Source organism: Paenibacillus sp. FSL R10-2788 (assembly GCF_038003885.1).
GTDB lineage: Bacteria > Bacillota > Bacilli > Paenibacillales > Paenibacillaceae > Paenibacillus_AQ > Paenibacillus_AQ odorifer.
Window position 1 is genome coordinate 1,399,818 of sequence record NZ_JBBOQA010000001.1, and the last position, 19,077, is coordinate 1,418,894.

Annotated in this window: 18 protein-coding genes; 11 read left to right on the forward strand and 7 right to left on the reverse strand. The window is 44.7% G+C overall.

Annotated features, from left to right (window positions below; genetic code table 11):
- Window positions 1-3 precede the first annotated feature (3 nt).
- On the forward strand, window positions 4-1,911 hold the full coding sequence (locus tag NSQ50_RS06180; RefSeq protein ID WP_036681458.1) for a B12-binding domain-containing radical SAM protein: 1,908 nt from the start codon (window positions 4-6) through the stop codon (window positions 1,909-1,911).
- A gap of 1,497 nt (window positions 1,912-3,408) precedes the next feature.
- Here NSQ50_RS06180 and NSQ50_RS06185 read toward each other — a convergent pair.
- Genes NSQ50_RS06185 through NSQ50_RS06200 form a run of 4 tightly spaced genes read right to left on the reverse strand, consistent with a single transcriptional unit; the run spans window position 3,409 to window position 6,962 of the window.
- Entirely contained in the window at window positions 3,409-4,359 is a 951-nt protein-coding gene (locus NSQ50_RS06185; RefSeq protein ID WP_036679539.1) for an alpha/beta fold hydrolase, read from the reverse strand.
- A gap of 27 nt (window positions 4,360-4,386) precedes the next feature.
- On the reverse strand, window positions 4,387-5,355 hold the full coding sequence (locus NSQ50_RS06190) for a type I phosphomannose isomerase catalytic subunit (protein ID WP_038569207.1): 969 nt from the start codon (window positions 5,353-5,355) through the stop codon (window positions 4,387-4,389).
- Between the two features lie 48 nt (window positions 5,356-5,403).
- Entirely contained in the window at window positions 5,404-6,006 is a 603-nt protein-coding gene (locus tag NSQ50_RS06195; RefSeq protein ID WP_036679532.1) for a class I SAM-dependent methyltransferase, read from the reverse strand.
- Window positions 6,006-6,962, reverse strand: a complete 957-nt coding sequence (locus NSQ50_RS06200) for a TIGR01212 family radical SAM protein (protein WP_076107276.1) — start codon at window positions 6,960-6,962, stop codon at window positions 6,006-6,008. The genes NSQ50_RS06195 and NSQ50_RS06200 overlap by 1 nt, the downstream gene beginning before the upstream one ends.
- Before the next feature lie 324 nt (window positions 6,963-7,286).
- Between NSQ50_RS06200 and NSQ50_RS06205 the strand changes: the two genes are divergently transcribed.
- Both NSQ50_RS06205 and trmB read left to right on the forward strand, forming a co-directional pair.
- Window positions 7,287-7,466, forward strand: a complete 180-nt coding sequence (locus NSQ50_RS06205) for a hypothetical protein (protein ID WP_036679526.1) — start codon at window positions 7,287-7,289, stop codon at window positions 7,464-7,466.
- A gap of 196 nt (window positions 7,467-7,662) precedes the next feature.
- On the forward strand, window positions 7,663-8,379 hold the full coding sequence (gene trmB / locus NSQ50_RS06210) for a tRNA (guanosine(46)-N7)-methyltransferase TrmB (RefSeq protein ID WP_036679523.1): 717 nt from the start codon (window positions 7,663-7,665) through the stop codon (window positions 8,377-8,379).
- A gap of 86 nt (window positions 8,380-8,465) precedes the next feature.
- Here the strand turns inward: trmB and NSQ50_RS06215 are convergent, their stop codons facing one another.
- Both NSQ50_RS06215 and NSQ50_RS06220 read right to left on the reverse strand, forming a co-directional pair.
- Window positions 8,466-9,581 carry a UDP-N-acetylglucosamine--LPS N-acetylglucosamine transferase gene (locus NSQ50_RS06215; protein ID WP_036679519.1) on the reverse strand — a complete coding sequence of 372 codons (1,116 nt, stop codon included), beginning with the start codon at window positions 9,579-9,581 and terminating at the stop codon, window positions 8,466-8,468.
- A gap of 51 nt (window positions 9,582-9,632) precedes the next feature.
- Complete coding sequence (locus NSQ50_RS06220) at window positions 9,633-10,160, reverse strand: phosphatase PAP2 family protein (protein WP_036679516.1); 528 nt, start codon at window positions 10,158-10,160, stop codon at window positions 9,633-9,635.
- Window positions 10,161-10,565: 405 nt separating this feature from the next.
- Between NSQ50_RS06220 and NSQ50_RS06225 the strand changes: the two genes are divergently transcribed.
- From NSQ50_RS06225 to rplT, 4 genes are all read left to right on the forward strand, one after another.
- Window positions 10,566-11,804 (forward strand): glycosyltransferase family 2 protein, encoded by a 1,239-nt coding sequence (locus NSQ50_RS06225; RefSeq protein WP_036679513.1) that lies wholly within the window; start codon window positions 10,566-10,568, stop codon window positions 11,802-11,804.
- A 280-nt stretch (window positions 11,805-12,084) separates the two neighbouring features.
- Window positions 12,085-12,582 carry a translation initiation factor IF-3 gene (gene infC / locus NSQ50_RS06230; protein ID WP_036679510.1) on the forward strand — a complete coding sequence of 166 codons (498 nt, stop codon included), beginning with the start codon at window positions 12,085-12,087 and terminating at the stop codon, window positions 12,580-12,582.
- A gap of 60 nt (window positions 12,583-12,642) precedes the next feature.
- Window positions 12,643-12,843: a 50S ribosomal protein L35 gene (rpmI, locus tag NSQ50_RS06235; RefSeq protein ID WP_036679507.1), complete on the forward strand. Its 201-nt coding sequence runs from the start codon at window positions 12,643-12,645 to the stop codon at window positions 12,841-12,843.
- Between the two features lie 31 nt (window positions 12,844-12,874).
- The gene (gene rplT / locus NSQ50_RS06240) at window positions 12,875-13,234 is read left to right on the forward strand and encodes a 50S ribosomal protein L20 (RefSeq protein WP_036679505.1); all 360 of its coding nucleotides are present in this window, start codon (window positions 12,875-12,877) and stop codon (window positions 13,232-13,234) included.
- A gap of 129 nt (window positions 13,235-13,363) precedes the next feature.
- Here the strand turns inward: rplT and NSQ50_RS06245 are convergent, their stop codons facing one another.
- Entirely contained in the window at window positions 13,364-13,906 is a 543-nt protein-coding gene (locus NSQ50_RS06245; RefSeq protein ID WP_052096840.1) for an acyl-CoA thioesterase, read from the reverse strand.
- Window positions 13,907-14,216: 310 nt separating this feature from the next.
- On the opposite strand from NSQ50_RS06245, the gene NSQ50_RS06250 reads away from it, so the two are divergent.
- The 4 genes from NSQ50_RS06250 to NSQ50_RS06265 all read left to right on the forward strand — a co-directional run bounded on the left by NSQ50_RS06250 (window position 14,217) and on the right by NSQ50_RS06265 (window position 19,007).
- Window positions 14,217-15,266: a BMP family lipoprotein gene (locus NSQ50_RS06250; RefSeq protein ID WP_036679503.1), complete on the forward strand. Its 1,050-nt coding sequence runs from the start codon at window positions 14,217-14,219 to the stop codon at window positions 15,264-15,266.
- A 179-nt stretch (window positions 15,267-15,445) separates the two neighbouring features.
- Complete coding sequence (locus tag NSQ50_RS06255; protein ID WP_036679500.1) at window positions 15,446-16,984, forward strand: ABC transporter ATP-binding protein; 1,539 nt, start codon at window positions 15,446-15,448, stop codon at window positions 16,982-16,984.
- A complete protein-coding gene (locus NSQ50_RS06260) occupies window positions 16,977-18,050 on the forward strand; it encodes an ABC transporter permease (protein ID WP_036679498.1) in 1,074 nt (357 codons plus the stop codon). Before NSQ50_RS06255 ends, NSQ50_RS06260 begins: the two co-directional genes overlap by 8 nt.
- Window positions 18,051-19,007 (forward strand): ABC transporter permease, encoded by a 957-nt coding sequence (locus tag NSQ50_RS06265; RefSeq protein ID WP_036679496.1) that lies wholly within the window; start codon window positions 18,051-18,053, stop codon window positions 19,005-19,007. It abuts the gene before it with no gap.
- Window positions 19,008-19,077 lie beyond the last annotated feature (70 nt).

The window sequence follows — 19,077 nt, forward strand, 5'->3', positions numbered from 1 at the left end:
AGCATGAAAATCGTCCTGACCACGTTAAACGCCAAATATATTCATACCTCACTCGCAATCCGCTTGCTAAAAGCGTACAGTGAGCATGAATTTAAGGATATTCATTTGGCAGAGTACACCATCAAAGATCCCGTGATGAATATCGTGTCCGACTTGTTTCAGAAACGGCCAGATGTGATTGGCTTCTCCTGTTATATCTGGAACATCGAAGAGACGCTGAAGCTGATTGGTATTCTTAAGCAAGTGATGCCTGAAGTTACGATTGTTCTCGGGGGACCTGAAGTTTCGTATGAGCCGCTTCATTGGATGAAAAGAGAAGCTGGCATTGATTTTATAGTTAACGGAGATGGGGAAGAGACGTTCCACCATCTGCTGCAGGAGCTAAGGGATGATCGGAAGTTTCACTTTGTGTATGGAGCCGCTTATCGCAAGGGAGAAGAGATCATTGTCAATCCACCACGTCCCAAAAGCGATCTGAATACGCTGCCTACGCCGCATCGTTTTCCTGAGGATATTCCAGATTTGAGTAAACGTATTGTTTATTTTGAGACGAGCCGCGGATGCCCATTTAACTGCCAGTTCTGTTTATCCAGTATTGAAGTAGGCGTACGTTATTATGATATTGAACGAGTGAAATCTGATCTGCTTTATTTAATACAGAATGGCGCCAAAATCATTAAATTTCTGGACCGTACCTTCAATATCAACCGCAACTATGCGATGGAAATGTTTCAATTCCTGATCGATAATCATCAAGGCTGCGTGTTTCAGTTCGAAATTACCGCAGATATCATGCGGCCGGAAGTTCTGGATTTCCTATCTAAGAATGCGCCTCCGGGTATTTTTAGATTTGAAATTGGGGTGCAATCTACCAACGATGAGACAAATGAGCTTGTTAAACGCCGCCAGAATTTCAAAAAGCTGTCCCGTACCGTAATGAAGATTAAGGCAAGCGGCAATATCGATCAGCATCTGGATTTGATTGCCGGACTACCTATGGAGGATTACAGTACCTTCCGTAAAACGTTTAATGATGTATTCGTTATGGAGCCGGAAGAGCTACAGCTAGGATTCCTCAAAATGCTGCGGGGAACGGGGCTGCGGGCGCAAGCGTCTAAATATGATTACACGTATATGGAACACGCACCTTATGAAATCCTTAGCAGTCATATGATGCCTTTCTCAGACATTATCCGTTTGAAGCGGCTTGAGGATGTGCTGGAGAAATACTGGAACAGCCACCGGATGGACCATACGGCCAAGTACTTGATCCGTCATGTATTTGATTCGCCATTCGATTTCTTTCAGGAGTTCGGTGACTACTGGGAGGAGAGAGGCTGGCAAAAGATTGGCCATCAGCTGGAAGATCTCTTCACCCGCTTGCAGTCCTTCCTGATAGATCGCGGGACGCCATCTATGGATGTTATAACTGGCTTGATGAAGCTCGATTATTTCCTTGGACACAAGTACAAGCCGCGCAAAATCTGGTGGGATTTCGTGCTGGATAAATCGGATTGGTCGAGCTATTTGAAGGATATCGCGGCTAATCCGGGTCAAATTTCTGCCCAATTGGCTGAAGCAGGACTTAACGAAAGAGAACTGCAAAAGTATACTGTGCTGGAAGTGTTGCCATTCTCGCTGGAAGCGGTGTTGGATTCCATCAGCGGCATGCGTGCCGATGAGGGCCTTGAGGATGGTGAAGCTGATATGGCTAATCTGGAGGCTTTGCCTTCGGCAGACTCGCCATTACAGGGAGCAGCAGATAGTAGTTTAGAAGAGACTGCCCAAGCAGCAAGCTCGGCTGTAGCAGTAGCGGAGCCCGCTTCCATTAGGGAAGGGCGCACGCTACTAATCGTAATGTATCAGCAGAACGAGAGCCAACGCGCTCAGTACTACACACTGCCTTTGTGATAGGCGGGTGGAAGGATAGACCGTTCCTTAATGGGACGGTCTATTTCTTTTGCCTTGTGCGCTAGCGCATCTGAGTCCGGAAGCGGCGTGGGAAGTGATGATGTGTAGTTAGCGTCATCTGGGTCCGGAAGTGGCGGGAGAAAGTGATGTGTAGTTAGCGTTAGCTGAGTCTGAAAGTAGCGGGAGAAAGTGATGTGTAGTTAGCGTTAGTTGAGTCTGAAAGTAGCGGGAGAAAGTGATGTGTAGTTAGCGTTAGTTGAGTCTGAAAGTAGCGGAGAATGTAATTAGTGTAATGACTCGGCGCAGGCGGACCCAGCGGACCTTATACGTGGAATTATCCTGTTTTTTGGATGCTAACGGACCGCATAGTCGCTATTGGCATGAAAAACACCCAATATAGACCTGTTTCGCATGAATAGCTGCACTGGAGTCCGAAACCTAGCTCGAAAGGCTATAAATTAGCAAATAGCGTCCACTGAGTCCGAAAGTAGCTGGGGAGAGTAAAGATGTGTAGCTAGTGTCAAATGAGTCCGGAAGTGATGAGTAACCCGTCGTAGGCGGACCCAGGGGACCTTATACGTGGAAATATCCTGTTTTTTGGATGCTAACGGACCGCATAGTCGCTATTGGCATGAAAAACACCCAATATGGACCTGTTTCGCATGAATAGCTGCACTGGAGTCCGAAACCTAGCTCAAATGCCTGGAAATTAGCAAATAGCGTCCACTGAGTCCGAAAGTAGCTGGGGAGAGTAAAGATGTGTAGCTAGTGTCAAATGAGTCCGTAAGCGGTGAGTAACCCATCGCAGGCGGACCCAGGGGACCTTATACGTGGAATTATCCTGTTTTTTTGATGCTAACGGACCGCATAGTCGCTATTGGCATGAAAAACACCCAATATGAACCTGTTTCGCATGAATAGGTGCACTGGAGTCCGAAACCTAGCGCGAAAGGCTATAAATTAGCAAATAGCGTCAACTGAGTCCGGAAGTAGCGGGGAGAGTAATGATGTGTGGTTAGTGTCAACTGAGTCCGAAAGTAGCGGGGAGAGTAATGATGTGTGGTTAGTGTCAACTGAGTCCGAAAGTAGCGGGGGAAGGTGATGATATGTAGTTAGTGTCAACTGAGTCCGGAAGCGGAGGGGAGAGTAATGATGTGTAGTTAGCATCATCTGAGTCCGGAAGTAGCGGGGGAAGGTGATGGTATGTAGTTAGCGTCATCTGAGTCCGAAAGTGGTTGGGGAGAGCGATGAGCTGAAGACAGCGTCAACTGAGTCCATTAGCGGTGGGAGAAGTTTATTTACTAAAGTTCAGATGCGCGGAGGAACTGGAGATTGTTAGATTGAGAAGTCTGCTGAGAAAAGCTACGCAAACCGCAAACCGCAAACCGCAAACCGCAAAGAAGCGACCCCCAAAATAATTGGAGCATCGCTTCTATGTTGCAACATTTGTTGTCTCATTTCTCGTCTCATAAATTCACTAACAACCGCGTTTTTTTCTTAACTTATCGTAGAAACCTCTGAAGGAAGGTGGCTCTCTAACCAGTTGAGTACATCGGCTGTGACTTGATCTCGATTTACTTCATTTAGCATTTCGTGTCTGCCTTCTGGATAGAGTCGGTACTCAACGTCTGATACTCCTCGTTTCTTATACAACTCCGCAAGACGGGGAATGCCTTGACCGTTCATCCCGACAGGGTCCTTATCCCCACCAAATATATAAATGGGCTTACCTGTACATAATGTGCTAAGTGATTCCTCAGTATGAATCTCTCTTAGGAGGTGGAAGAAACCACGGAAAAAGCGGGTTGTACAAATAGCTCCGCAGAATGGATCGGAAATGTACTTATCTACTTCCGCAGTATCGCTGCTCAGCCAGTCAAATGTTGTTCTGACCGGGGAAAAAGCACGGTTATAGCTGCCGAATACCAGACTGTTCAGCAATACACTGCGATGATGCTCCCCCTTTAGCTTAAGCTGTGCGCTAGCCAGAGATTCTCCAATACGCAGCATACTGCGTGGACCATTTGTCCCGCTGAGGATAAACCCTGAATAGATTTCGTTGCCTTCTTCGCACATGAGTTTTTGACCCAGAAAGGAACCCATACTGTGAGCGAATAAAATGATGGGCTTTCCTTCATGCTTGGAGAGTGCTGCGGCACCTACCTGCAGAAGATTGCGCCGCATCCAATAAAATCCGTCCTCCCCAACATCACCAAGCAGATTGACTTGACCAGCGGTTCTACCATGTCCCCGGTGGTCATTGGCATATACTGCATAACCAACCCCGGTTAAAGCTTCCGCAAAACGAGCGTAGCGGGCAGCAGTTTCACACATCCCGTGTGAAATTTGCACGATTCCTCTAACTGGAACATCGGACTCAGGTAACCATTCATAGACATGGATGGTTACACCTATGGGATCCGTTAGAGTAAAGCTGTTTTCCTTCATGGTCCATTCCTCCTAAAGGTTCTCGACTTATGGTAAATAAGAGCGAAGCACAGTAGAATGACCCTCGATAGTATAACGGCCTAGGTTGGAAGGAATCAGATAACATTCCCCTGCGGCATAAGGCTGGGAGCCGCCTTCCCAAGTCAGATGTCCGCTGCCTTCGCAGATAACCAGAATAGTGAAGCTGTCTTCTGAAGTGGTGAGATCCCATGAACCATTTACGATCCCTTTTTCGACAATAAAATAAGGTGAAGCGGCAAGCTGCAGCCACTCTCCAGGCACTGCATGATCGGTCTTCATCGAAGTAGCGCCGGCGCCTTCATAAGCTGTAACATTCAGAGAATCCTCGATATGAAGCTCGCGTGGTTTTCCATCTAGACCTGGACGGTCGTAGTCATAAATACGGTATGTAGTGTCGGAATTCTGTTGAATTTCCGCTACAACGACACCAGCGCATAGAGCATGTACCGTTCCGGCAGGGATGTAGAAGGAATCGCCCGCGGAGACAGATACCTCTTGAAGGCTATCCATAACCGTGCCGTTTTCCAGTGCTTCGCGTAATGTTTCACGGTCTACGCCTTCTTTAAGGCCGTAGATGATTTTTGCATCTGGCTTAGCGTCTAATACGTACCACATCTCTGTTTTGCCCAGTTCACCTTTAGGCAATCCTACATAATCATCCGTAGGGTGGACTTGAACGGAAAGGTTGTCGTTGCAATCCAACAATTTGATCAAGAGTGGAAATCTTCCGCCAGCTTCTGATATTCCCTTGCTTCCGAACCACTCATGACCAAATTGCTCACGAATTTGATCCAGACCTTGTCCAGCTAATTCTCCATTAACCACCGAAGATGTTCCATTCGCATGATCGGCAATCATCCAGCCTTCACCAATATGACCTTCTGGTAGATTCAGGCCGAATTTCTCCAGCGCGCGGCCACCCCAGACACGTTCTTTAAACTCCGGTTGAAATTTTAAAGGATATGGTTGTGTCATTCGTAATCTTCCTTCCCAATTACAAGATTGTTTGATTGTTTACAAAGCTTAAGATGGGGAACCTTTTTTCTTCTCGAGGGCAATTACATAAGGTGCGTCCGTGCGCTGCAGCTGACGGTATACAATGCTCTGCGCTACCTTAGGGGAAACAGTCGTTGCCCAAGCTTCAACAGCGGCGGCTTCGAGATCTCCGCCTGCATGGCCAGGATACAGTACAGCCGTAATAATTCCCCCCGGACGCAGCAGCTGGAGTGAAGCTTCCAGGGCTGCAATAGAGCTATCCGGCTCAGTAATGATATTCTTGTCGGCATCGCCTGAAGGCAGATAGCCAAGATTGAACATTACAGCACCAACGGTGCCTGGCCAGTTAGCCGGGACGGCTTCTGCCATTTCGGCATGGCTGCGTTCCAGTAAGGTAACGCCAGAGAGTGAAGAAGTTTCCTCCCGCGCAAGCCGGAGACGTTCTTCTGCCAGCTTCAGCGCCGCAGCTTGAATGTCAAAGCCGTAGACTTCGCCACGAGCTCCGGTTGTTTTGGCTAGAAAAAGCGTGTCAGCACCAGTACCTACAGTTGCATCAATCGCACGGTCACCTAAAGTCAGCCGCTCAGAGATTAATTTATGAGCAAAGCTTAGAACGGACATAAAGCCCATTAGCCCTTCCTCCAATACTTACCCTGCCAAGTATCACGAGCAACAAGCTCATCGTCAATGGCATTTAGCACTTCCCATTTCTTGAGACTCCACATCGGTCCAACTAAGAGATCCCGTGGGGCATCTCCAGTCAAGCGATGAACAATCATCTCAGGGGGCAGAATTTCAAGTGAATCAGCAATCAGCTTCACATACTCGTCCTGTTCCATGAATCGGAGCAATCCTGCTTCATACTGCTTCACCATTGGTGTTTTGCGCATGAGATGCAGAAGGTGAATCTTAATTCCCTGCACATCCATGCGAGCTACAGCAGATACCGTTTCAAGCATCATTTCGTGCGTCTCCTGTGGGAGACCGTGAATGATATGGGTACAGATTCGAATATTGTGACGGCGCAGCTTCTCCACAGCCTCCACATAACACTGCGTATCATGCGCCCGATTAATAAGCTCAGAAGTGGAGTCATGTATAGTCTGAAGACCCATCTCTACCCAAAGATACGTACGCTTGTTGAGCTCTGCTAAATATTCGACTACATCATCGGGCAGACAGTCAGGGCGGGTAGCAATAGACAATCCAACGACACCAGGCTGCTGCAAAATAACTTCGAAATATTCTCTCAGCTCTTCGACCGGAGCATACGTATTAGTATAGGCTTGGAAGTAACCGATATATTTAGCATTTGGCCATTTCAAATGCTGTCTGTCACGGACGTTATTGAATTGTGTGACTAGGTCATCTCGGCGGCTTCCGGCAAAATCACCAGAACCTCTGGCACTGCAAAATGTGCAGCCTCCCTTAGCAATGGAGCCGTCACGATTGGGACAGGTAAAGCCTGCATCAAGCATAACTTTGAATACCTTGGTGTTCATGTGTTCACGCATTTCGTAATTCCAAGTATGAAAACGTTTATCTCCCCAAAGTTGCGGAGGAGAAGTGTATTGAAGATTAGACACGAGAAGCCCCTTTCTGAAAATATAATTATGGATAAGTTCCCTTATCCTTATATTTTTCTGAGACAGATGGCGTCCTTATCCCAGAGAACGCACAGCCGTTTCTTATAATCCAATACATTGTATCAAAAAACCGAGCTCGGCGTAACATTGACTCCCCATAACGGCATGAAAAATAGGCAGGAAATAAGGCGCTTTCGGCTTGAAAATGCTTACATAGTATGTTATATTCAGAGTGTGAAAAGCTGCTGTGGCATAAAGAAATTCATCCAGGAGTTCATAATTTCGTGTCGTCCGATCCATAATAATAACCGTGAGGTGATAGCAATGAATTCTCAAACGGTATATGCTGAGGGTAAAGATTCGATTGAAGTCCATTTAACGCCAGATGAAGCCCTTGCACTAACGGGCGTGGAATTTAACGGCAACCCTAAGATCAAGACAGATGCGCAGCGTAAAATTCGTAGCGCATTCGAAAAAAAGACATTTGCCACAAACACAAAGTAAATCCTGATCTGCCAGACAAGAACGAAATTTATTTCCAATATACAACAACGAAGGAATTCCTCTGAACAGCTCATTTAAGAGCTGAACCAGAGAATTCCTTTTTCTTTTTTACCGCAATCCCTTTACTTTTTGGGACAATTTCGGCACAATATTGCAAGTGACAGTTATCGTATAAGAGATAATCGGAGGAATACCTATGCGTTTACGCGGAAGAAAAGGAATACGTGAAAGTTTGGAAGAACAGACGGATTTAGTCATTCTAGATCCTCGGAGTTATAAAGGTGAGTGGTCCAAGCTGTTCGGTAACGATCATCCGATCCATGTGGAGTTCGGAATGGGCAAAGGACAGTTTATCAGCCAAATGAGCTTTAAATATCCTGATATTAACTTTATCGGAGTGGATATGTATGATGAGCTGATCCGCCGTGCTGGAGATAAGGCTAGAGCAGTATGGGAGCCGGCAGGACATGAAACACCGCCTAACCTGAAATTGGCACTTGCAAATATCGATTATGCTGAGGAAGTATTTGCTCCGGGAGAGCTTGAACGGATTTATCTTAATTTCAGCGATCCATGGCCTAAAAGCAAGCATGCCCGGCGTCGTTTGACACATCCGCGTTTTCTTGACAAATATCGCGGTTTGCTTAGCGATCTAGGTGAAATTCATCTGAAAACAGATTCCCGCAGTCTTTTTGAGTTCTCATTAAATGCCTTTGCGGACTTTGGCTTGCAGATGAAAAATATTTCTTTGGACCTACATGCAGATGGCATCATCAACGAGGATCATATCATGACAGAATATGAGACGAAATTTGTCGGACGTGGCGTGAATATCCATCGTTGCGAGGCAATTGTAGGCGCAGAAGCACTCAAACAGTATCAGGCTACCCGATTGGATAAATATCGGTTGTAGTTACAAAGCACTGCTCCATAAGGCATGCTTCAATAAAAAAGCGGCAAGTCTCCATGTGGTTTGGAGGCTGCCGCTTTTTTTATTAACTATTCCAATAATTCGATGATACTCTGAGCACATTGTAACGGGTGATAGCGAGCGATTTCTTCAAGGTGGAGTTTGCGCTTGTTTTGCACATCCTCATAGTTGTTCAAGAGGCGCTCCATCCACATTTCGACAACCTCTAAAGATTCGATGGGTTCTCCGAAGCCGGCTGCAGTAAAGTAGCGGCAATTCTCCTCCTCCTGACCGGGAAGAGGGTGATGGAAGAGCATGGGAATACCCTTTGCCAGCCCTTCACTGCAAGTCATTCCACCCGGTTTTGTAACCAGCAGATCGGAGACCTCCATCAGCTTGTGGATTTCACGCGTAAAGCCGATTAAGGAAATATTAGGATGATTATAATGCGGGTCTTCTTTCATTTCCTTTAGCAGCTGCTCATTTTTGCCGAGACAGAAAACAATTTGAATCTTGTCACGCCATTCCGCCAGACAAGCATTTACGACTTGGTCGTTCATGATTCCCCAGCCGCCGCCCATGACTAGAACGGTTGGCATCTCCCGCAGATTGAATTGCTCTCGAATCTCCTGCTTTCCGGGATGCTTCCAAAAATTAGGGTGTATCGGTATGCCTGTTACCTGAATTTTCGTGGCAGGAATATTTCGGCTGCGCAATTTGGATTTAACCTCAGGTGTTGAAACCAGATAAAGGTCTACCTCTGGGCTAATCCAAGTAGCATGCGCATCATAATCTGTTATAACGGTGACGAGCGGCACTTTTAAGGTAGGATCTAGTCTCTTTAGGCGGGATACTACAGCACCTGGAATAAAATGAGTGCAGACAATTACGTCAGGTTTCAGTTGTCTCACAATATTTTTGGCATGCGTATAAAATATACGATGCAAGGCAAGCGTGGTAAGACGATTAAATGATTTCTGGTGACGGTAGACATAACCCATTAATTTTGGCTGTGTCGTTACCGTCTTTCGGTAAGCAGACAGAATAATAGGTGCCATCTTGGGGTTTAGAAAATTCCCAAGTTCTAGCACCTTCGTTTGTAAATTAGGCGATAATTGGCGCAGACTGCTCGACAACGCATAAGCTGCTTGTGTATGTCCGGCGCCAAAACCTTCCGAGAGTATTAAGATTCTTTTTTTACGCAATGTTGATTCACCTATTCTCAAGGGTTTTCCCGGTTATTAACAATAAATGCTTCACATCCATAAGGCTATAGTACCAGCTGCTACGCAGGAACCGATCACTGCGCCAGCTATAACATCCGATGGATAATGCAATCCAAGATAAATACGAGAAAATCCGACAATACAAGCTAGCGGCAGCAGAATAACGGTCATAGCAGGAAACGCCAGCATATAAGGGACCGTAGAAGCAAAGATAGCTGTAGTATGACCAGATGGAAAAGAATGATCCTTTAATGGATTACGAAAAGTATTGGTTTCCGGTAACGCCAGATATGGACGCATTCGCGGGTACAGCTTTTTGGCGATAGCTACGGGTATATGGCTGACAGCTAGTGCTGTCAAGGCTTGTAAACCTGTAGTTCTCCAAGGCTCAGGAGCTAATACCCATATCAGTATATTGATAACAATCGTGCTTGTAGCTCCACCCAAATGAGTAAGGTAAAAGAGCCAAAAGTTCAAAAAACGATTATGCATTCGTCCGTTGATCCACTTAAAAAGATGCCGCTCCCAGAGATGTAGTTTCATGAATAAATGTCTCATATCTAATTCCCTCCGCTAGTCCGGTTACCGTTAACAGATGTTAATGCAGTAATCCGTTCTATAGCTTAGATCTGTCTTAATCATACTTTTTAAAGGTAGTTCATTTCAAGGAAAAGCTCAGGTTTACTCGAAATTTGCCAGTTTTGACTTAGAGCACTATTACGCTTTACAATGATTCAAGCAGACTAAGCCTGTTTAAAAGGGTAAGAGATAAATAAGGATTCAAAAAAAGGAATCCATAGAATTCTTTTAAACAGCATATATAAAAATTGTGAAGTCTGCCGAGAATAAGAATACTCTTGGTCTATTGTTAAGGGATGCAACAAAAGGGTCAGAAAGAACGTCAAGCAAGCTAGAGAGAAAAAAAAGAACACCAAGAGTGAAAAAAGGGGGCATCAAAAGGTCATGACAGACGCACTGTTTGTTACGCTCCAAGTGATCTTGGCAGCAATCGCAGTCTATCAGTTTACGTTTTCATTATTCGGGCTGCACAGGAAAAAGAAAAAGACGCAGTATAAGCCGGAAAAATCTTTTGCCGTACTTGTTGCCGCACATAACGAGGAAGAAGTTGTCGGCGCATTAATGGAGAATCTGAAGCAGCTTAATTATCCATCAGAACTGTACGATGTATTTGTAATTTGTGACAATTGTACAGATGGTACAGCTCGCATCGTTAGAGAACACGGCATGAACGCTTGTGTCCGCACCAATGCAAATCTGAGAGGTAAAGGCTACGCAATAGAATGGATGCTTAAAGAGCTGTGGGCTATGCCGCGGCAATATGATGCTGTTGTCATGTTCGATGCCGATAACTTGGCGCATACTGAGTTCCTGATGGAGATGAATAATGATCTTTGTTCAGGTGCACGGGTAATCCAAGGTTATATCGATACCAAGAATCCAGAGGATTCCTGGATTACAGCTGCTTATGGTATTTCGTACTGGTATATTAACCGTTTGTGGCAACTTTCACGCCATAATTTAAATATGGCTAACTTCCTTGGCGGAACCGGAATGTGTTTTGAGACCACACTTCTTAAAGAAATGGGCTGGGGAGCTACAAGTTTGGTCGAGGACTTGGAGTTTACGATGCGTAGTGCAGCACATGGTGTATATCCTAAGTTCAATTATGATGCAAAGGTATTTGATGAGAAGCCGTTAACCTTCAAGGCCTCCTCAAGACAGCGTCTGCGTTGGATGCAGGGGCACTTCACTGTTGCTCGCCGTTATTTTTTTCCATTGCTTTGGCAAAGTATTAAAGAACGCAGCTTAACGAAGTTTGACCTCGCGCTTTATGGAGCGAATGTATATATTGTATTGCTCACTTTTTTAATGACGGCGGTAATGTGGGTGGATATGGCGTTCTTTAACGGACCGAATATCGCTAACATTTACGGCAGCTTGCCGATCTGGCTCAGCTTCCTAGCTATTGGCGCCAATCTGGTGACTTTTGGTATTGCGATGGCATTGGAGAAGGTTACGTTCAAGAAAGTATATGCTTATCTTGTATTCTTCCCGATCTACTTGATCTCGTGGTATCCGATTACGTTCTATGCGTTCTTCACGCAGAACAATAAGCAATGGAGCCATACCAAGCATACTCGCGTAGTACGACTTGAAGAGGTACAAAGTAAGCAGGTATAAAGTTCACGAAATTTCTGCATAAAAGGATTGACACCCCAAATAGTGTGGTGTATAGTATTCAAGTACGCAAATCATAGGGATTGCAAGAAGAAGCACCTGCTTCTCACCTGACTGGCATATTCGCCGGCTGGTTTTGATCTCAATGCTTTATGAATGTTAATGTTCATGAACGTTGATCAAACACGGGGTGTCGGGTGTTACCGGCACCCCTTTTTTATGGAGTTACGTGAGAATAGTTGTTAAAAAGATCCGGAGGTGGAGAGTTATCAGTAAGGAACATATGATCAATGATGAAATTCGGGCCAAAGAGGTACGGTTGGTTGGTGCGGAAGGTGAGCAAATCGGAATTAAACCGATCCGCGAAGCGCTGCAAATGGCGATCGATCTTAATCTGGATCTAGTCAATGTAGCACCACAGGCTAAGCCGCCGGTATGCCGCATCATGGATTACGGCAAGTTCCGTTATGAAACGCAGAAGAAAGAGAAGGAAGCGCGTAAAAACCAGAAGGTCGTTGATATCAAGGAAGTCTGGTTCCGTGCTAACATTGAGGAACATGATTATCAAACTAAGTTCCGCAATGTGATCAAGTTCTTGGGTGAGGGCGATAAAGTGAAGTGCTCCGTACGTTTCCGCGGACGTGAGATTACACACGCGAATATCGGCCAAAAAATCCTCGAACGAGTGAAGAACGAAGTGGCTGATATATCTGTTGTTGAGCGCCAGCCAAAGCTGGAAGGCCGCAGCATGATTATGATTTTGGCTCCTAAAGCTCAATAAATCTGGAGTCACTTGCTTATCTGCAATTTGGCGCCGCATAATATTCAAGGAGGAAACACCATGCCTAAGATGAAAACACACAGCAGCCTGAAAGGCCGCTTCAAAATTACCGGAACTGGTAAAGTAACACGTTACAAAGCTCACAAAAACCACTTGCTGTCCCACAAATCTAAACGCGCTAAGCGCGTTCTGAACGGAAATCCAGTAATGGCCCCTGGGGATGTAAGACGTTTGAAACAAGGATTGGCTAACTTGAAATAGTTTATTACACATTTTTGGGAGGTTTATTAATATGGCAAGAGTTAAGGGCGGATTTGTAGTTCGTCGTAAACATAAAAAAGTGTTGAAATTGGCAAAAGGTTATTTCGGTTCTAAACACCGTATTTTTAAAACAGCTAAAGAACAAGTAATGAAATCGATGGTTTACGCTTACCGCGACCGTCGTCAAACTAAACGTAACTTCCGCAGACTGTGGATCGTTCGTATTAATGCAGCAGCTCGTTTGAACGGTCTTTCTTACAGCAAGCTTGTATACGGCCTGAAATTGGCTGGTGTAGAAGTTAACCGTAAGATGCTGGCTGATCTGGCTGTGAATGATCTTAACGCATTCAACTCCTTGGCTGGTATTGCTAAAGAGAAAATCAACGCGTAAGTGTTGTAATATAACCGAAAAGCACCGCCTGCGGGTTGCCCATGCAGCGGTGCTTTTTTGTGCGGTAAGATAGGTAGGAAGCAGCATTGGGTTTCCCTACATAAAAGAAAAAGCTCTGCGGATGCAGAACTATTCCCAATACTTTATGGTATTTAATTGAGCAGCGAGCTTTTTGCTGATGTTGCGGCGTACTTTTCGCAGCTCGGAACGTTCATTAGCGGATTCATTGATCAGCTTCTCTTCGTCTGTCTCTGGGATAATAGCTGGAACCGGAGTAGGTGTGCCATCCTCTTCGACTGCGACAAAGGTTAGAAATGAAGTGGCAGCGACAGCGCGCTCTCCAGTATATAGATTTTCTGAAATGATCTTTACAAACACCTCTATGCTTGTCCGTCCAGTCCAGGAGACGAAGGATTCAAAACATACGGAGTCAGTAGGCCGAATGGGTCTCAAGAAGTCTACAGAGTCTGTAGAGGCTGTGACGACGTTAGTTCGACAATGGCGCATAGCTGAAATGGAGGCTACTTCATCGATGCCGCTCATAAGCTTGCCGCCGAATAATGTTTTGTGATTATTGACATCATTAGGGAAAACGCGTCCGGTTTTGAAGACACGGGATTCACGGCAATATTTGAAGGCCGGTGATGTTTGTGGATTTATTTCTTCGGTCATGATCTGATAACTTCCTTTCAAGTGCAATTACTAAGGAATCATAATAATAGAAAACACTTAAGTGTGCAATAATATTTGTAATGTGTTGGAATACTATACAGAGTAAAATCAGGGTTTCTGACATTAACCAGACATAACTGTAACATGCTATGTCATGGAAAGCGGTTACTTGCTAAAAAGTGCAAATTATTATTGACCTGAGGTCATTTATGCACTGGATTTTAGATTTTATTGCAGTTATAATTTGAACTAATGGAATGTCCAAGCAGAACACAGAAGACATCCAATATTTTAAGGGGGATTACATTCAATGAAAAAAGGTTTAAAGCTATCTCTTGCAATGTTGCTGTCTCTTACAGTCGTTTTGACAGGCTGTGGAAACAACAATAACAACGCCGCTAAAGGTGAAACTAATGCAGGAACCAATGCAGGAACAAACGCACCTAAATCCGATTTCAAATTTGGTATGGTTACTGACATTGGTGGCGTAAACGATAAATCGTTTAACCAATCCGCATGGGAAGCATTGCAAGCTCTTGAAAAAGAAACAGGTAGTGGCGTTAAGTACTTGCAAAGTAAATCAAATGCTGACTATGAGCCAAACCTTAACTCCTTCGTTAAAGATGGATACAACTTGACTTGGGGTATTGGTTTTGATCTTGGCGACGCAATTAAAAAAGTAGCTACTGAGAACCCAAATGCTAACTTGGCTATCATTGATAGCGTAGTTGAAGCTCCTAACGTAGCTTCCGTTACTTTCTCCGAAAATGAAGGTTCTTTCTTGGTTGGGGTGGTTGCTGGTCTGACTACAAAAACTAACAAAGTTGCATTCATCGGTGGTCTGGAAAGCCCTGTAATCAAACGTTTTGAAGCTGGCTTTAAAGCTGGTGTAGCAGCAGTTAACCCTTCAGCTAAAGTAACACCTACTTATGCTGGTGGTTATGACAAACCAGACGTTGGTAAATCTCTTGCAGCTACATTGTATAACGACGGAAACGACATTATCTTCCCTGCTGCTGGACAAACAGGAAATGGCGTATTCAACGAAGCTAAAGCTCGTAACAAAGCAGGCGGTTCTAAAGTATGGGTTATTGGTGTAGATAAAGACCAATCCATCGAGTTTGGTACTGACGTTACTTTGACTTCCATGATCAAACGTGTAGACGAAGCTGTTCTTAAAGTTTCTAAAGAAGTAATTGACGGTACGTTCAAGGGTGGTACTACAACCGTTCTTGGTCTGAAAGATAATGGTGTAGGTATTTCTGATACTAAGGACAACGTTTCTGAAGAGATCCTGGCTAAAGTTGAAGAATACAAAAAACAAATCATTGATGGAACAATCACTGTTCCTTCCGAGTAATAGTTAGTCTCCATTTATTGCATTACAATAAGGATCAAAGAATAAGGCCGGTGTTGTGCTGGCCTTATTCCTTGTTAAAGCACTGGTTATGATATGAGGAACATAGATATACCGCCTTACAAAGGGCGGTACATCCGTGTCTATAAGGTAGTTATATATTCTGTGATGAGGGTGATTCCATGAGTGCTGCGGCTCCTGTCGTAGAGTTGAAGCAAATCACAAAACGCTTTCCCGGTATTGTTGCTAACGATTCCATTAGCTTGACGCTTAAAAAGGGTGAAATTCTTGCATTGCTTGGTGAGAATGGTGCAGGCAAGTCCACTTTAATGAATATTGTATTTGGATTGTATCAACCGGATGAAGGCAGTATTGAAATCGACGGGAAACCGGTTATTATTGATAACCCCAATAAAGCTATTGAGCTTGGTATTGGTATGGTTCATCAGCATTTCAAGCTTGTGGAGCCTTTTACGGTGACCGAGAATATTGTTCTTGGGATGGAGCCGAAAAAAGGTCTTAAAATTGACTATAAATCCGCTGCGGAACAGGTTCGGAAGCTATCGGAGCAATATGGCCTGCAAGTGAATCCAAATGCCGTTATTCATGACATTTCGGTAGGTATGCAGCAAAGGGTAGAGATTATGAAGACCCTGTACCGTGGAGCGGATATTCTCATATTTGATGAGCCGACCGCAGTACTTACGCCTCAAGAAATTACGGAACTCATGGCGATTATGAAGCGGCTTGTTGCAGAGGGAAAATCCATTATTTTGATCACGCATAAGCTTAAAGAAATCATGCAAATATCTGATCGGGTCACCATTATTAGACGTGGGAAAGTAATTGATACTGTGAATACCGCAGAGACTAACCCTAATGAGCTAGCTGAAAAAATGGTTGGGCGTGGCGTAACTTTCAAAGTGGACAAGAAAGCTCCTGAGGTTGGTCAATCTGTACTCAAACTGAAGGATGTCAGCAGTAAGAGTAAAGACGGGGTCTCCGTACTGGATGGTCTTAGCTTTGAAGTTAAAGCAGGGGAAATTCTCGGGATTGCTGGCGTAGATGGCAATGGACAAAGTGAGTTGATCCAGGCCATTACAGGTCTGCGCAAAATTGATTCGGGTTCGATTACCGTGTCTGGCAATGAAATTGCTAATTTATCACCGCGGAAGGTTTCAGAGATGAATGTCTCTCATATTCCTGAGGACCGCCACAAGCATGGGTTAGTGCTTGATTTCACCATGAGTGAGAATATGGTTTTGGAAACTTATTATAAGAGTCCTTACAACAAAAATGGCTTTTTGCAAAATGATGTCATTGATAAGTACGCAGCGAAGCTTATAGAGCAATTTGATGTACGTACACCTTCAATAGAGACCAAAGCCCGTTCTTTATCCGGCGGAAATCAACAGAAAGCGATTATTGCGCGGGAAATAGATAAAAATCCGACATTGTTAATTGCCGCACAACCTACACGCGGTCTAGATGTTGGGGCTATCGAATTTGTTCAGAAGCAACTCATAGCTCAGCGTGATCAAGGAAAGGCTGTTCTACTTATTTCCTTTGAATTGGACGAGATTATGAACGTCTCTGACAGAATCGCTGTTATCTATGAAGGGAAAATTGTCGGTGAAGTGTTCCCGCAAGATACGAATGATCAGGAACTGGGTCTTATGATGGCAGGCAGCTTGCAGCGGGGAGGTAAGGCAGTTGAATAAGTTCAAAAAAATCTTCACAACTGACAGCTACATCGTTCCTCTGGTTGCCATCGTGCTTGGTTTTCTTGTGGGAGCAATAGTTATGCTTCTGGGCGGTTATGATCCGATAACTGCTTACTCCGCACTGTTCAAACGGGTGTTTGGTAATTTGTATAACTTTGGTGAAGCTGTGCGCGAAATGACACCATTAATGCTTACAGGGCTAGCCGTAGCTTTCGCATTCCGTTCAGGGATGTTTAATATCGGGGCAGATGGCCAAGTAATGATTGGTATGACAGCGGCAACAGTGGTGGGTATTAAGATGGCAGGTCTGCCGTCCTTCCTGCTTGTCCCGCTTGCTGTAATTATTGCGGGTCTCTGCGGTGGTTTATGGGCAGGGATTGCCGGTTATTTGAAAGCAAAACGTGGGATTAATGAAGTTATTACCACAATCATGTTAAACTGGATCGCTCTTTACCTGTCGAATTATATCGTTAGAAACTTTTTGTTGCTTCCAGGACAAAATCGTTCCGAGGATATTCCGGCTTCACTTTCCATGACCTTTTTGAATTCGATATTTGATAATGCACGTCTACACTGGGGTACAGCTATTGCTCTTGCTGCAGCGGTATTCTTCTATGTGTACTTATGGAAGACCAAGCAGGGCTACGAAATGCGTGCAGTTGGTTACAATCCACATGCTGCCGAATATGCAGGGATGAATGTTGGACGTAACGTTATGAAGGCAATGTTCATAAGTGGTGTATTCGCCGGTCTGGCCGGAGCAGGAGAGGTGCTTGGTGTATTCCATTATCAAGCTATTTTCGCGGCATCGCCAGGATATGGATTTGATGGTATCGCCGTTGCTCTTCTTGGTTTAACACATCCACTTGGTGTTATTCTGGCTGCGATTCTCTACGGTACGCTGACTTATGGTTCTGCGGGTATGAGTTTTGCTGCAGATGTTCCACCGGAGCTTATTCGTATCGTTATTGGTTCAATCATATTCTTTATTGCGGCACAAGGGATTGTGCGCTGGGTGCTTAAGCCCTTTTACTTCAAGCGCAAGAAAGAGAAGGTGTTATAGATGGATCTGCAGACGTTAGGTCAACTGCTTAATACAACGCTTGTTTTTTCCACAGCGCTCATTTTTGCCTCACTTGGCGGCATCTTCTCTGAACGTTCCGGTGTCGTAAACATTGGACTTGAAGGTTTGATGATGTTTGGTGCCTTTGCGGCAGCAGTAGGCGGTTATTATGCTCAGGACGCTGGAATGGGCGAATGGGCTCCTTGGGTTGGTGTACTCTGTGCTATAGCTGTTGGTGTGCTAGGCTCACTAATTCATGCGGTTGCATCTATAACCTTTAAATCTGATCAGACGATTAGTGGTACGGTTATTAACTTTTTAGCTGCAGGCAGCACGCTCTACATGGTTAAGCTCCTGTTTGATGGATCTGCTGAAACTCCGATCATTGACGGATTCAGCAAGGTTGCAATTCCTGGGCTCTCCAAAATCCCAGTGATTGGTGAAGGGATTTTTAATTCCTATCCTACAACTTATTTGGCCATAATACTGGTCATCGTTATTTATTTGGTTCTGTTTAAGACGCCATTTGGATTGCGTTTGCGTGCTGTAGGTGAGCATCCAAGTGCTGCAGATACACTAGGTGTAAAAGTTAATCGGATGAGATATATCGGTGTAATGTTGAGTGGATTGATGGCGGGTATTGGTGGGGCTACAATCACTTTAACAACGACCGGAACCTTTGGACATAATACAATCTCTGGTCAAGGTTTTATCGCCATTGCAGCGATGATCTTTGGGAAATGGAATCCACTTGGCGCCTTTGGTGCAGCGGTATTCTTCGGATTCTCCCAAGCGATTCGCAACTATGTTCAATTGTATGAGTGGTCACAAAATATTCCTCAAGAGTTTATCTTTATGATCCCTTATGTACTGACTATCATCGTACTGGTAGGGGCTGTAGGCCGTTCCTCTGCTCCTAAGGCATTAGGACAGCCATACGATCCTGGTAAGCGATAGAAATGTAACTTTTCAAAGCCGTATTTCCGGTCTTTTCCCGGAAATACGGCTTTTTTATTAGGATCAGCAA

Coding starts and splice junctions, on each gene's coding strand:
- trmB (WP_036679523.1), top strand. CDS start 7,663: ATGCGTTTACGCGGAAGAAAAGGAATACGTGAAAGTTTGGAAGAACAG.
- NSQ50_RS06255 (WP_036679500.1), top strand. CDS start 15,446: ATGAGTGCTGCGGCTCCTGTCGTAGAGTTGAAGCAAATCACAAAACGC.
- NSQ50_RS06250 (WP_036679503.1), top strand. CDS start 14,217: ATGAAAAAAGGTTTAAAGCTATCTCTTGCAATGTTGCTGTCTCTTACA.
- NSQ50_RS06185 (WP_036679539.1), bottom strand. CDS start 4,359: ATGAAGGAAAACAGCTTTACTCTAACGGATCCCATAGGTGTAACCATC.
- NSQ50_RS06245 (WP_052096840.1), bottom strand. CDS start 13,906: ATGACCGAAGAAATAAATCCACAAACATCACCGGCCTTCAAATATTGC.
- NSQ50_RS06220 (WP_036679516.1), bottom strand. CDS start 10,160: ATGAGACATTTATTCATGAAACTACATCTCTGGGAGCGGCATCTTTTT.
- infC (WP_036679510.1), top strand. CDS start 12,085: ATGATCAATGATGAAATTCGGGCCAAAGAGGTACGGTTGGTTGGTGCG.
- rpmI (WP_036679507.1), top strand. CDS start 12,643: ATGCCTAAGATGAAAACACACAGCAGCCTGAAAGGCCGCTTCAAAATT.
- rplT (WP_036679505.1), top strand. CDS start 12,875: ATGGCAAGAGTTAAGGGCGGATTTGTAGTTCGTCGTAAACATAAAAAA.
- NSQ50_RS06180 (WP_036681458.1), top strand. CDS start 4: ATGAAAATCGTCCTGACCACGTTAAACGCCAAATATATTCATACCTCA.
- NSQ50_RS06205 (WP_036679526.1), top strand. CDS start 7,287: ATGAATTCTCAAACGGTATATGCTGAGGGTAAAGATTCGATTGAAGTC.
- NSQ50_RS06190 (WP_038569207.1), bottom strand. CDS start 5,355: ATGACACAACCATATCCTTTAAAATTTCAACCGGAGTTTAAAGAACGT.
- NSQ50_RS06265 (WP_036679496.1), top strand. CDS start 18,051: ATGGATCTGCAGACGTTAGGTCAACTGCTTAATACAACGCTTGTTTTT.
- NSQ50_RS06225 (WP_036679513.1), top strand. CDS start 10,566: ATGACAGACGCACTGTTTGTTACGCTCCAAGTGATCTTGGCAGCAATC.
- NSQ50_RS06195 (WP_036679532.1), bottom strand. CDS start 6,006: ATGGGCTTTATGTCCGTTCTAAGCTTTGCTCATAAATTAATCTCTGAG.